Source organism: Mycobacterium sp. SA01, assembly GCF_041287105.1.
Classification (GTDB): domain Bacteria; phylum Actinomycetota; class Actinomycetes; order Mycobacteriales; family Mycobacteriaceae; genus Mycobacterium.
Map to the genome: position 1 here is coordinate 41,008 of NZ_JBGGNO010000016.1, position 12,215 is coordinate 53,222.

13 protein-coding genes are annotated in these 12,215 nt (G+C 67.4%); 8 read left to right on the forward strand and 5 right to left on the reverse strand.

Going from position 1 to position 12,215, the window contains the following annotated elements; genetic code table 11:
* Window positions 1-2: 2 nt before the first annotated feature.
* Both AB4879_RS07920 and AB4879_RS07925 read right to left on the reverse strand, forming a co-directional pair.
* Window positions 3-197 carry a ferredoxin gene (locus AB4879_RS07920; protein WP_102809746.1) on the reverse strand — a complete coding sequence of 65 codons (195 nt, stop codon included), beginning with the start codon at window positions 195-197 and terminating at the stop codon, window positions 3-5.
* Between the two features lie 14 nt (window positions 198-211).
* Window positions 212-1,453, reverse strand: a complete 1,242-nt coding sequence (locus tag AB4879_RS07925; RefSeq protein ID WP_370507160.1) for a cytochrome P450 — start codon at window positions 1,451-1,453, stop codon at window positions 212-214.
* 105 nt (window positions 1,454-1,558) lie between these two features.
* Between AB4879_RS07925 and AB4879_RS07930 the strand changes: the two genes are divergently transcribed.
* On the forward strand, window positions 1,559-2,104 hold the full coding sequence (locus tag AB4879_RS07930; RefSeq protein ID WP_233209505.1) for a TetR/AcrR family transcriptional regulator: 546 nt from the start codon (window positions 1,559-1,561) through the stop codon (window positions 2,102-2,104).
* Window positions 2,101-3,036, forward strand: a complete 936-nt coding sequence (locus AB4879_RS07935) for an LLM class flavin-dependent oxidoreductase (protein WP_370507161.1) — start codon at window positions 2,101-2,103, stop codon at window positions 3,034-3,036. The genes AB4879_RS07930 and AB4879_RS07935 overlap by 4 nt, the downstream gene beginning before the upstream one ends.
* Here AB4879_RS07935 and AB4879_RS07940 read toward each other — a convergent pair.
* Window positions 3,033-4,043 (reverse strand): zinc-binding dehydrogenase, encoded by a 1,011-nt coding sequence (locus AB4879_RS07940; RefSeq protein WP_370507162.1) that lies wholly within the window; start codon window positions 4,041-4,043, stop codon window positions 3,033-3,035. The two genes, AB4879_RS07935 and AB4879_RS07940, sit on opposite strands and share 4 nt — an antisense overlap.
* A gap of 125 nt (window positions 4,044-4,168) precedes the next feature.
* On the opposite strand from AB4879_RS07940, the gene AB4879_RS07945 reads away from it, so the two are divergent.
* Together AB4879_RS07945 and AB4879_RS07950 are read left to right on the forward strand one after the other, a co-directional pair.
* Entirely contained in the window at window positions 4,169-4,921 is a 753-nt protein-coding gene (locus tag AB4879_RS07945; protein WP_102809749.1) for an SDR family NAD(P)-dependent oxidoreductase, read from the forward strand.
* 48 nt (window positions 4,922-4,969) lie between these two features.
* Window positions 4,970-5,590 carry a TetR/AcrR family transcriptional regulator gene (locus AB4879_RS07950; protein ID WP_370507163.1) on the forward strand — a complete coding sequence of 207 codons (621 nt, stop codon included), beginning with the start codon at window positions 4,970-4,972 and terminating at the stop codon, window positions 5,588-5,590.
* Window positions 5,591-5,632: 42 nt separating this feature from the next.
* Here AB4879_RS07950 and AB4879_RS07955 read toward each other — a convergent pair whose 3' ends face one another.
* On the reverse strand, window positions 5,633-6,841 hold the full coding sequence (locus AB4879_RS07955; RefSeq protein WP_370507164.1) for an FAD-dependent oxidoreductase: 1,209 nt from the start codon (window positions 6,839-6,841) through the stop codon (window positions 5,633-5,635).
* A 35-nt stretch (window positions 6,842-6,876) separates the two neighbouring features.
* Window positions 6,877-8,835, reverse strand: coding sequence for a potassium transporter Kup (locus AB4879_RS07960; RefSeq protein ID WP_370507165.1), 1,959 nt, complete (start codon window positions 8,833-8,835; stop codon window positions 6,877-6,879).
* Window positions 8,836-8,875: 40 nt separating this feature from the next.
* On the opposite strand from AB4879_RS07960, the gene AB4879_RS07965 reads away from it, so the two are divergent.
* From AB4879_RS07965 to AB4879_RS07980, 4 genes are all read left to right on the forward strand, one after another.
* Window positions 8,876-9,619 carry a (Fe-S)-binding protein gene (locus AB4879_RS07965; protein ID WP_370507166.1) on the forward strand — a complete coding sequence of 248 codons (744 nt, stop codon included), beginning with the start codon at window positions 8,876-8,878 and terminating at the stop codon, window positions 9,617-9,619.
* Entirely contained in the window at window positions 9,616-11,070 is a 1,455-nt protein-coding gene (locus tag AB4879_RS07970; protein ID WP_370507167.1) for a lactate utilization protein B, read from the forward strand. The genes AB4879_RS07965 and AB4879_RS07970 overlap by 4 nt, the downstream gene beginning before the upstream one ends.
* On the forward strand, window positions 11,067-11,687 hold the full coding sequence (locus AB4879_RS07975; protein WP_370507168.1) for a lactate utilization protein C: 621 nt from the start codon (window positions 11,067-11,069) through the stop codon (window positions 11,685-11,687). The genes AB4879_RS07970 and AB4879_RS07975 overlap by 4 nt, the downstream gene beginning before the upstream one ends.
* Window positions 11,688-11,762: 75 nt before the next feature.
* On the forward strand, window positions 11,763-12,215 hold the full coding sequence (locus tag AB4879_RS07980; RefSeq protein WP_051660049.1) for a hypothetical protein: 453 nt from the start codon (window positions 11,763-11,765) through the stop codon (window positions 12,213-12,215).

A 12,215-nucleotide genomic window follows, 5' to 3' on the forward strand; every position in this document is an offset into this window, starting at 1 on the left:
GGTCAGTCCTCGATCAGGGCCAGCGCCGCGGCGGGACACTGGGTGACGGCCTGCTGCATCCGCGCCCGGTCCTCCTGCGGCCGCGCGTCACCGTGGATGCGGACACTGCCGTCGTCGTCGACCTCGAAAACATCCTCGGCGATCGTCTCGCAGATTCCGTGCCCGGTGCACTTGGTCAGGTCCACTTCGATACGCATACCCTGCCTCACGCTCACCGCACGAACGCCGGGAGCCGCTTGATCCCGTGCACGAAACTACTCAGCAGATAATCGGGCTCGCCGAGCTCTACGTCGACCCGGAACAGCCACTCCCGGAACAGATTCCGCAGCTCGGTCCGGGCCAACTGGTTACCGAGGCAGAAGTGTGGGCCGCCGCCGCCGAAACCCAGGTGCGGGTTCGGCGAACGCTGCAGGTCGAACGCGTCCGGCCGGTCGAAGGCGGCGGCGTCGCGGTTCGCCGAACAGTAGAACAATCCGACCTTGTCGCCGGCGTTCAGCTGCTGGCCGGCGAGCTCGGTGTCGTGCGCGACGAATCGGGCGAACTGCAGCACCGGCGTCGACCAGCGGATGAACTCCTCGACCGCCGGTCCGATCCGGCCGTCGAAATCGTCCATCAGCCAGGCGCGCTGGTCCGGGTTCGCCGCCAGCGCCAGCATGGCGTGCGAGGTCGTCTGCTTGGTGGTGTCGTTGCCCGCCGACGCCAGCAGCACCAGGAACGCGCCGACCTCCTCGTCGGTGAGCCGGTGCCCGTCGACTTCGGCGTTGACGATGCTGGTCATCAAGTCGTCGCCCGGATGCCGACGGCGGAACTTCGCCAACTCAATGCCGGTGCCCGCCAACAGGAACATCTCGTTGACGGTCGCCTCGGCGCGCTCCTCGATCGTGGCGTACTCGTCGTCGCTCATGGAGAACAGTTTCTCCGCGGCCTTGGCCACCGCCTCGCGATCGGAGTTCGGCACGCCCAGCATCTCCGAGATCGTCATCATCGGCAGTCGCGCCGAGCACGCCGCGACGAAGTCCACCTCACCGGCGCCGACCAGTTCGTCGACCACGGTGGCCGCGTTCTTGCGAACCTGCTCGTCGATCTGGGCGACGTTGCGCGGGGTGAATGCGGAGCTGATGAGCCGGCGATACACCGTGTGCTGCGGCGGATCCATCATCAGGAAGAAGGTGGCGATCCGCTGGATGTCGGCGGGCATCGGGTCCAACGCGATGCCCTGTGCGGAACTGAACAGCTCCGGATGCAGGCTGGCATGGACGATGTCGGCGCGCCGGGTCAACGCCCAGAAGCCGGGCTCTTCCATCGGGAACAGCGAGGGAAACGGCTCGTGCCAGGTGAGTCCGTCGGTGGCCCGCAGAGCGGCGAAGGTCTGCTCGCGGGCGTCGAAGGTCTGGCCCCAGAATCGCCGCGACGTGATGTCGTGGGGGCTGTACCCACGCTGGTCCGCCGACACGTGCACAGCGTGACACTTTGACCAGTATTTGTAAAGACAGTGTTTTCGGTCCCGGATGTGCGAACTCCGCGTGACACCCGGGCCTCGACCTGTAATCCTGTACACGTGAGCCCGGCAGGAACCACCGCTGTGATCCCCGACGACGACGAAACCTCGTCGCGGCGGCGCATCCTCAATGCCACCGCCGAGGTGCTCGCCCGAAGCGGGCAGACCAAGCTCAGTCTCTCCGAGGTCGCTCTTCAGGCCGGCGTCTCCCGCCCGACCCTGTACCGCTGGTTCGCGTCCAAGACCGAGTTGCTCGACGCATTCGGCGCCTACGAGCGCGAGATGTTCGACACCGGCATCAGCCGGGCCACCGCGGGACTGCGTGGCACCGACAAGCTCGACGCGGCACTGCAGTTCATCGTCTCCTACCAGCAGACCTATTCCGGGGTACGGCTCATCGACATCGAGCCCGAGGTGGTGATCGCCCAGCTGGACCGCATCCTGCCGCTGATGCGGACCCGGCTGCAGAGGCTGTTGAGCGGACCCAACGCAGAGATCAAGGCCGCCACCGCAATTCGTGTCGCGATATCGCACTACGTGGTCCGTAGCGACGACGCCCACCAGTTCCTGGCCCAGCTGCGCCACGCCGTCGGCATCAAACAGTGACCACACCCCTCGACGTCGGGGTCTACGTCCCGCAGATGGGGTTCAGCTACGCCGATGTCCTGCACCGCGCGCAACGCTGCGAGGAACTCGGCATCGGCTCGTTGTGGCTCTACGACCACATGTACGGCCCCGGCGTTCCCGGCATCGATTCGCTGGAGGCCTGGACGCTTGCCACCGCTCTGCTGAGCCGCACCGAGCACCTCCGCGTGGGACACATGGTGCTGTGCAACCAATTTCGTCACCCCGCTGTGCTGGCCAAGATGGCAACCACGTTGGACCAGATATCGGACGGTCGGCTGGAACTGGGTATCGGCAGCGGATCCATCGAAGACGAACACCACCGGCTCGGACTGGACTGGGGCACGTTCGCGCAGCGGTCCGCGCGTCTACAGGAGACGCTGGAGATCCTCACCCAGGCGTTCGCCGATCAGCGGATCGATTTCAGCGGAACGCATTTCACGGTTCGCGACATGCCCATCAAACCCGGCTCCGTTCAACAGCCACGGCCGCCGATCGTGGTGGGCGGGTCCGGTGAGAGGTACACCCTGCCGCTGGTGGCCCGCTACGCCGACGTCTGGAACGTGCCCACCTATGCGCTCGGGGAGATGGAACACAAGCTGACCGTCCTGCGGGCGATCTGTGAGGACATCGGCCGAGATCCCGGCTCCATTGTGATGTCGGTCGAGGCCGTGTTGGCTCTGGCGCCGGACTCCGCCGCGTTGGAGAGCGTGCGCCAGATCGCCGAGAAACGGTTCGGCGGGCCGGGTTTCGGTCTGCACGAAGGCGGGCTCATCGGCACGCCGGCCGCGATCGTCGACCGACTGGGCGAACTCCGGGACATGGGCTTCACGCAGGTGGTGTTCTTCACCCACGACCGGGCGTCGGATGCGACCCTCGAGCTGCTGGCCACCGAGGTGCTGCCACAGCTCTAGGCGAAGGTGACGACGACCTTGTCGGCGGCACCCGGCGTCAGCGCGGTCTGCAGCGCGTCCTGCACATCGCCGAAATCGAAGGTGTGGCTGACGATCACCGCGTACTTCTCCCAGTTCGCCACGAGATCTCGGGTCACTTCGAAGATCTCGGTGGGATAGCCCATCGATCCGACGACGGTGATCTCGTTGGCCATGATGTTGATGAAGTCCACCGGCACCGGCTCCTTGTGCACGGCCACCACCCCCAGCCGCGCACCGACCTGTGCTGCCGCCAGCGCAGTGTTGATCACCGACGGCGCGCCGGCCGCGTCCAGGTAGATGTCGGTGCCCGACTTGCCCGGCCACATCGCCTCACCCTTGCCGTGCAACGCGATGAGGCGCCGCGCCACATCCTCATCGCCGGCATTGATCACCGAGTCGGCGCCGACGGCCAGCGCCTTGTCCAGCCGCGATCCGATCAGGTCCACCACGGTCACGTGACTGACGCCCAGGGCCTTGTAGGCGATGGTGGCGCCCAGCCCGATCGGGCCGGCACCGAACACCGCCACCTTGTCCGCCGGTGTGGGTTTGGTCTGATTCACGCCGTGCCGGGCGACGGCCATCGGTTCGTTGAGGGCGGCGACGTCGAACGGGATGTCGGCCGGGATCACCTCGATGCTCTGCCCGCGCACCGCGTTTTCGACGAGGAGGTACTCCGCCAGCGCTCCGGTGGCCCCGCCGTTGCCGATGATGCCGCTCGGTGCGCCGATGGGGTTGATCACCACGTGGTCGCCGACGTTGATGCCGGTGACCTCGCGGCCGACCTCGACAACCTCCCCCGCCGGTTCATGCCCGAGCGGCATGCGGCCCTGCCGCGGCGGCAGCCCGCCCATCGAGATGTACAGCGCGTCCGAGCCGCAGATGCCGCAGGCTCTGATCTTCACCAACACGTCGGCTGGTCCCACGACCGGGTCGGCGACATCGACGACGTCGGTCTGCCCCGGCCCGGTGATCATCGTTGCTTTCATCTGTTCCTCACAGACCAACTCGCACAATGCTTTTCGGCTAATCGACGGTTGACACCGGCGGTGCCGCACCCTACCGTGACCGTCATGGTAAGGCACACGGCCGCAGGGCTGTCCCTGTTCTCCCGATGAGCAAGCCACTCAGCGGGCGCCGCGCGGTGGTCACCGGTGCGGCCGGCGGGCTGGGCGCCGCGGCAGTCCGGGCTCTCACGAATGCCGGCGCCGAGGTCGTCGCGACCTATCACCAGAATGAACCCGCCGACGACTCGCAGGCCATCTGGGTGCCGTGTGACGCCCGGGACGCCGAGTCGGTGAACGCGATGATCGACGCCGCGGTGGCGGCGATGGGCGGCCTCGACGTACTGGTCAACGCGGCGGGACTGTGGCACCAGGGTGTGCCCGGCCAGATCACCACCGCCGACATCGACTTCGTCCTGGACACCAACGTCAAGACCACGATCCTGACCAACCAGGCCGCACACGCGGTGATGCGCAAGTCCGGCGGGCGCATCATCAATTTCGGCTCGGCCGAAGCGGTGATGGGCAGTCCGATCTCCGCGGTGTACGCCGCAGCCAAGGGCGCGGTGCAGGCCTGGACCCGCTCGGCGGCCAAAGCCTGGGCGTCCGACAACGTGACGGTCAATGCGTTGGCGCCGGCGATGCAGACGCGAGGGGCGGACCGGTTGCGGGAGTTCCTCGGCCCGGACGCGGCGCCGTTCATCGATCAGCAGATCAAAGCCACCATCCCGCTTGGCGGGGCGCTGGGCGATCCCGACCGCGACCTCGGGCCGGTGCTGGTGTTCCTGGCCGGCGAGGGTTCGCACTTCATCACCGGTCAACTGCTGCCGGTGGACGGCGGTCTGATCATGGTCGGCGGCTGACCCAAATCTCACGGAACCGTCCTTGCGCTGCGTCGTACGATCTGGCGGATGGGAACAACGGGTCGTCCCCTGCGCGCCGAACGGGCTCTGCTTGCCGGCGATGAGGCGCGCCACCGGCTGCTCGAAGCCGCAAGCCGATGCATCGTGCGCCGGGGCAACACCCAGATCCGGATGGCTGAGGTCGCCGCCGAAGCCGGCGTGGTCCGCTCGACGGTGTACCGCTACTTCCCATCCCGCGATGACCTTCTGCTGGGGCTGCTGCTGACCCGAATCGACGCCGCGCTGGCCGCACACGTCGCATCGCTACCGCAGCCCGACGACGCGCCGGCCTCGATCCAGGAACTGATGTTGGTGCCCGTCCAGTCCGTGGTCGGTAACGCGTTGAACGAGGCTTTGATGTCCGGCGAGAGTACGGCGGTGGCGACCGCACTCGAGATCGGTTCCGAGCAGATCGTCGACGTCGTCCTGCGGCATTACGGCCCGCTGTTCGAACGGTGGCAGGCGGACGGCAGTCTGCATCCCGAGCTCGACCCGCGGGAGACCGCGCGCTGGCTGCACACCGCGTCGTTGTTCCTGCTCGCTCCGGTGTGGCGGCATCGTCCCGTCGACGCCAAGAGACTCTTCGTCGAGCAGTACCTCCTGCGTGCCCTGGTGCCGAACTTCGCGTGACCGAAATCGCCTGAGGGGCAGGGCATCTCGCCAGGGATGTGCCTAGCGGCGAGCGAACGCCGGGGCGTGCTCGGGTCGCACCCCGACACCGACCAGGTAAGCCGGTATCACCGAGAGCCATGGCAACCGCCGGATCAGCGCGGTGATCGCCGCCGGCGGATCGGCGCTGTGCCCGTTCAGAATCGGCGCCACCAGCCGCTTGTGCAGCAGGCGCTGCACGGCCTGGGTGACCGCGGCCGGGGGCAACCGGCGCTTACGGACAGCGGCCAGGTCGCGGTCGGTGACAGCGCCGCGGCGCAGCGGGCCGGCCAGCAGTGTCGCCGCACCTACCGCGTCCTGGATGGCCATGTTGATGCCGACGCCGCCGACCGGGGACATCGCGTGAGCCGCATCGCCGAGACACAGCAGTCCGTCGGTGTGCCAGCGACTGAGCCGGTTGAGCCGGACGTCGAGAACCTTCACTTGGTCCAACGAGGTCAGGCTGTCGGTATTGGCCTCCGGAATCAGTTCGGCCAGTTCGGCTTTCAGCGCTGCCAGCCCGCGCGCCCGCAGCTGCGCGTCGCTGCCCTTCGGAATCAGGTAGGCCAGCTGGAAGTACCCCTCCCGCGGAATCATGATCAGCACGCGCCCGGCGGTGATCCGGGGAATCAGGGTGTACTCGGCACTGCTGTCCCGCGGCAGCCGAAACCACCACACGTCGAACGGCACCGGGAAGTCCCGCGCCACCAGCCCGGCGCTCTGCCGCACGACCGACGTCCGGCCGTCGCACGCCACGGTCAGATCGGCCCGCAATTCACCGTCGCCGTCCGGCGAGGTGTAGGTCACCCCGGTGACCCGGGCGCCGTCGCGCAACAGCCCGGTCACCTCGTGGCACAGCCGAAGCGTGTACGTCGGCTCCGCCTGACCGGCTTCGGCCAGCAGGTTGAGCAGATCCCACTGCGGCACCATCGCGATGTACGGGTGGGGCTGGCGCAGCCGGCGGAAGTCCACCATCGTCAGCGAGTTGTCGCCCACAGTGAATTCGGCGTGATCGACCTTGCTCTGCGGCAACGCCGCGAAACGCTCGCCCAAGCCGAGCTCGTCGAGAAGGCGCAGGGTCGTGGGATGCACTGTGTCGCCGCGGAAGTCGCGAAGGAAGTCGGCATGCTTCTCCAGGACAGTGACCTCGATGCCCGCCCTGGCCAACAGTAGTCCGAGCACCATGCCGGCGGGGCCGCCGCCGACGATCGCCACCGTCGTGGAGTCGGTCATGGACACACCGTAGTCAGACGGGTGAACGCGTGGAGCTAAACCTGAATACGTGAGCCGATCAGCACTGTCTGACTGGTCGGCAGCCCGAAGTATCCCGCGGAATCCGCGGCCATCAACGATGTGGCGATGAAGATCCTCTTGCGCCAGGGCGCCATGGTCGGCTGATCACCGGGAATCAGTTCGATCTTGGACAGGAAGTAGGAGGTGCTGTCGAGGTCGATGTCGCCGCCGACGTCGGCCGGGTTCACCAACCGCAACGCCGCCGGCACGTCGGGTCGCTCCATGTAACCGAATTGGGCTGCCACGTAATAGATGCCGTCATCCGGATCCCCGAGGTCGTCGACGGTGATCCGCTCGCTGTCGGGCACCCGGGGTAACGGCGGAACGACGATCGACAGAATGATCACCCGCTCGGGCACGACGTGGTTGTGGTCGACGTTGGCCCGCATCGACAACGGCGCCGTCTCGCTCTCCCGGTTCAGGAACACCGCGGTGCCAGGGATCCGCGGGTAGGGCGGGGTGTGGTTGTTGATCTCGTCGATGAAGGGCTCCAGTGGGCCCTCCGCTTTGTCGCGGGCGCTCACCACGATCGCGCTGCCCCGCTGCCAGGTGATCAGCACCGTGAAGGTGACCAGACCGATCAGCAGCGGCAACCACGCGCCGTGCACGAGCTTGGTCAGGTTGGCGGCCAGGAACATCAGGTCCACGGTCAGCAGTGCACCGCCGCCGATGACCACCATCCATAGCGGCCACCGCCACCGGGTGTGCGCGATGTACAGGAACAACAGGGTGGTGATGGTGATCGTGCCGGTGACCGCCATCCCGTAGGCGTAGCCCAGTGCCGCCGAACTCCGGAACGCGAACACCAGGATCAGCACCGCCACCATCAGCATCCCGTTGATCCACGGGACGTAGATCTGCCCGATCGACGACGCCGAGGTGTGGGCGATCCGCAGCCGCGGCAGATAGCCGAGTTGCGCGGCCTGCGAGGCCACCGAATACGCGCCGGTGATCACCGCCTGCGACGCGATCACCGTCGCCGCGGTGGCCAATATCGCCATCGGGAGCTCCCAGCCGTGCGGTACCAGCAGGAAGAACGGCGCATTGACCACACTCTGGTTGCCCAGCAGCAGGGCACCCTGGCCGAGGTAGTTGAGTACGAGAGCCGGGAGCACGAGACCGAGCCAGCCCCAGGTGATCGCCTTGCGGCCGAAGTGGCCCATGTCGGCATAGAGCGCCTCGGCGCCGGTGACCGACAGCACGACGGCGGCGAGCGCGAAGAACGCGATGTGGAAGTGGCCGACGATGAACTCCAACGCGTACGTCGGCGACAGCGCCTTGAGGATCTGCGGATGCCCGGAGATGCCGCGCACCCCGCACGCGCCGATCACCAGGAACCAGACGATCATCACCGGGCCGAAGAACCGTCCCACCGCGGCGGTGCCGCGCCGCTGTACCGCGAACAGCCCGACGATGATGACCGCGGTGATCGGCACCACCAGCTCCGACAGTGACGGGTCGACGACCTTCAGACCCTCCACCGCGGACAGCACCGAGATGGCGGGGGTGATCATGCTGTCACCGAAAAACAGTGCGGCACCCAGGATTCCGAGCGCCGACAACGCGGAGATGACCCGCGGGCTCGACCTGCGCCCGAGCCTGCGGACCAGCGTGATGAGGGCCATCACGCCGCCTTCACCGTCGTTGTCGGCGTGCATGACCAAGGTGACGTAGGTGAGCGTGACGATGATCATCACCGACCAGAAGATCAGTGACACCACACCGTAGACGTTGGCGGAGGTGATCGGAACAGGGTGTGGGTCGCCCGGGTTGAACAGCGTCTGCACGGTGTAGATGGGGCTGGTGCCGATGTCGCCGAACACGACGCCCAGGGCGCCGATGACTAACCCGGTGCGGGCCTTGGTCGCCGTGCTCACTCCCCACCCCGTTTCTCGGTGCGCCCGGCGTCGGGTCCCGGCGACGTGGAGGCTCATGGTAGCTGTCGCAACGCCCTCCCGACGTACGGTGGAACAGATGCGTATTGCACTGTTCGCGACCTGTCTGGCCGACGCGATGTTTCCGCGGGCCGCGATCGCGACTGTCGAATTGCTGGAGCGGCTCGGGCATCAGGTGGCCTTCCCGGCCGACCAGACGTGCTGCGGTCAGATGCACATCAACACCGGCTATCTCGGGCAGGCGACCGGCTTGGTGCGCCACCACGTGGAGGTCTTCGAGAGCAGCGGCTGCGATGTGGTGGTCGCGCCGTCCGGATCGTGCGTCGGCTCGGTGCGCCACCAGCATGCGATGGTCGCCCGCCGGGCCGGCGACACCGCGCTGGCGCAGCGCGCGGAGGCGATGGCGGCACGTACCTACGAACTGTCCGAATTGTTGGTCGACGTGCTCGGTGTGCGCGATGTCGGTGCCTACTATCCGCACCGGGTCACCTACCACCCGACCTGTCATTCGCTGCGGCTGCTGCGTGTCGGTGACAAGCCGCTGGAGTTGCTTCGCCACGTGCGCGGCCTGACCTTGGTGGAACTCGCCGACGCGGACACCTGCTGCGGATTCGGTGGCACTTTCGCGATCAAGAACGCCGACACCTCCACCGCGATGCTGGCCGACAAGATGTCGGCGGTCATCGCCACGCGCGCCGAAGTGTGTGCCGCCGGGGACAGTTCGTGCCTGATGCACATCGGCGGCGGGCTGAGCCGGATACGTTCGGCGGTGCGCACCGTGCATCTCGCGGAGATCCTCGCGTCGACGGAGCCGGAGCGATGACGTTCCTCGGCGTTCCCGGCATTGGCAATCTGCGTGGCAGCCAACCGTTCCCGGAGGCCGCGCGTCGCGAGCTGGCCAACACGCAGATGCGCCGCAATGTCGGCCACGCGACCCGGACCATCCGCACCAAACGGCTTGGAGCGGTTGCCGAATGCCCGGACTGGGAACAGTTGCGGGCCGCGGGCAGCGCGCTCAAGCAGGACGTGATGGCCCGGCTTCCGGAGCTGCTCGACCAGCTGGAGGCCAACGTGGTGGCCCGCGGCGGCGTTGTGCACTGGGCGCGTGACGCCGCCGAAGCCAACCGGATCGTGACGGGGTTGATCCGCGAGACGGGCGCCGACGAAGTGGTCAAGGTCAAGTCGATGGCCACCCAGGAGATCGGGCTCAACGAGCATCTGGCAGCCGAAGGCATCGCGGCGATCGAGACCGACCTCGCCGAACTGATCGTGCAGCTCGGGCACGACACACCCAGCCACATTCTCGTTCCGGCGATCCACCGCAACCGTGCCGAGATCCGGGAGATCTTCGCCAGGGAGATGCCCGATGCCGGTGAACTGACCGACGAGCCGCGTGTACTCGCGATGGCGGCCCGCGCGCATCTGCGTCGAAAGTTCCTGTCCGCCAAGGTCGCCGTCAGCGGTGCGAACTTCGCGGTCGCCGAAACCGGGACACTGGCCGTCGTCGAATCCGAGGGTAACGGCCGGATGTGCGTGACGCTGCCGCAGACGCTGATCACGGTGATGGGCATCGAGAAGGTGGTGCCCCGGTTCACCGACCTCGAGGTGTTCATGCAGCTGCTGCCGCGTTCCTCGACGGCTGAACGGATGAACCCGTACACCTCGATGTGGACCGGTGTGCATCCCGGTGACGGACCGCAGGCTTTCCATCTGGTGTTGCTGGACAACGGCCGCACCGCGGTGCTCGGTGATGCGGTGGGCCGTGCCGCCCTGCACTGCATCCGCTGCAGCGCCTGCCTGAATGTCTGCCCGGTGTACGAACGCACCGGCGGCCACGCCTACGGCTCGATCTATCCCGGCCCGATCGGCGCGATCCTGAGCCCGCAGTTGACCGGGACGCACGGGCACGACGACCCCAACGCCTCGCTTCCCTACGCGTCGTCGTTGTGCGGCGCGTGTTTCGACGCCTGCCCGGTGCGGATCGACATCCCCTCGATCCTGGTGCACCTGCGGGCCGCACAGGTCGACGACCATCGGGCGCTCGGTCAGGACCTCGCGATGGGCGCCGCCGCGTGGGCGATGGCCTCGCCCAGACGATTCGCCGCGGCCGAGAAGCTTCTCGCCGCTGGGCGGCTGGTGGCGGGTGCCGATCAGCGCATCACACACCTGCCCTGGCCGGCGTCGCGCTGGACCGCAAGCCGTGACGTGCCCGCGCCACCCGCGGAAACCTTCCGGCAGTGGTGGGCCCGCACCCACGACGAGGCGTCCCGATGAACGAGACACGTCGGATCGTCCTCGACCGGATCCGCGGGGCGCTCGCGGCAGCCCCGCCCGAACCCGTTCAGGTGCCGCGCGACTACGACCGGGAGCCGGCGCACGGACCCGGTGACGCCGAGCGCTACGCGCGAACGGTCGCCGAATACCAGGCCCGGGTGCTGGCCGTCGAGGCAGCCGAGATAGCGGCCACCGTCGCCGAGCTGACGGGTGCCGGCGCCCGGGTGGCGATACCGTCCGGCCTGCCCGCCGAGTGGGTCGACGGCATCGACACGGTCGTCGACCGGCCGGAAAACCCCATGGCGGTAACCGAACTCGACACCGCCGACGCCGTCGTCACCGGATGCGCCCTGGGCATCGCGGCCACCGGAACGATCGTCCTGGACGCCGGGCCCACCCAAGGCCGCCGAGCGCTGACCCTGGTCCCCGATCATCACATCTGCGTCGTCTTCACCGACCAGATCGTCGACACCGTCCCACAGGCGTTCGCCGCCTTGGACCCGGGGCGACCGCTGACCTTCATCTCCGGACCGAGCGCCACCAGCGACATCGAACTCAACCGGGTCGAAGGTGTGCACGGCCCGCGCAGACTTGACGTGTTGCTGATCAGCAGGTGACATTGCGGAATCCGCTTATTTCTCACGGCCGCACGGCATAGATTTCTACAGCGGAGCTACGAAGGGAGCCGGGCGTTGCGGACTTTGGCGATAGGCATTGCGCTCACGGCGGCTGCGGTGACGTTGGCCCCGCCGGCGTCCGCGGAACTGTGGCCCGGCAACTACAACTTCATCATCCCGGACCGCCGGGATTTCCATACCTGGGCGTGGGGGGCCGCCCCCTGCCCTGGCGAGATCGTGTTTTCGCCGACCTGCGTCCGCGTCTCGGCCAACCCCATGCCGATCGCCAAGGCCTACCCCTGGTACGGCATCGCGACGCTGAACAACGGGCAATACACGATGACCGTCGACAATCCGGACGGATTGCGCTGCGGCGACATCTATTACGGTCCGGTCATCCCCACCCGCGATGTCTTCACCTGGGATGCCAAGACATTGTCGGGAACCATGGAATCGTCGTTCGACGTCGGCTGCGACGGCGCACCGGGCGGCACCTTCACCTACCCGTTCTGGCTGACCCGGCTCTGA

Bases quoted from the DNA above. Each gene is read 5' to 3' on its own strand.
- AB4879_RS07970 (WP_370507167.1), top strand. From the start codon at position 9,616: ATGACGTTCCTCGGCGTTCCCGGCATTGGCAATCTGCGTGGCAGCCAA.
- AB4879_RS07950 (WP_370507163.1), top strand. From the start codon at position 4,970: ATGGGAACAACGGGTCGTCCCCTGCGCGCCGAACGGGCTCTGCTTGCC.
- AB4879_RS07975 (WP_370507168.1), top strand. From the start codon at position 11,067: ATGAACGAGACACGTCGGATCGTCCTCGACCGGATCCGCGGGGCGCTC.
- AB4879_RS07920 (WP_102809746.1), bottom strand. From the start codon at position 197: ATGCGTATCGAAGTGGACCTGACCAAGTGCACCGGGCACGGAATCTGC.
- AB4879_RS07960 (WP_370507165.1), bottom strand. From the start codon at position 8,835: ATGAGCCTCCACGTCGCCGGGACCCGACGCCGGGCGCACCGAGAAACG.
- AB4879_RS07945 (WP_102809749.1), top strand. From the start codon at position 4,169: ATGAGCAAGCCACTCAGCGGGCGCCGCGCGGTGGTCACCGGTGCGGCC.
- AB4879_RS07955 (WP_370507164.1), bottom strand. From the start codon at position 6,841: ATGACCGACTCCACGACGGTGGCGATCGTCGGCGGCGGCCCCGCCGGC.
- AB4879_RS07940 (WP_370507162.1), bottom strand. From the start codon at position 4,043: ATGAAAGCAACGATGATCACCGGGCCGGGGCAGACCGACGTCGTCGAT.
- AB4879_RS07965 (WP_370507166.1), top strand. From the start codon at position 8,876: ATGCGTATTGCACTGTTCGCGACCTGTCTGGCCGACGCGATGTTTCCG.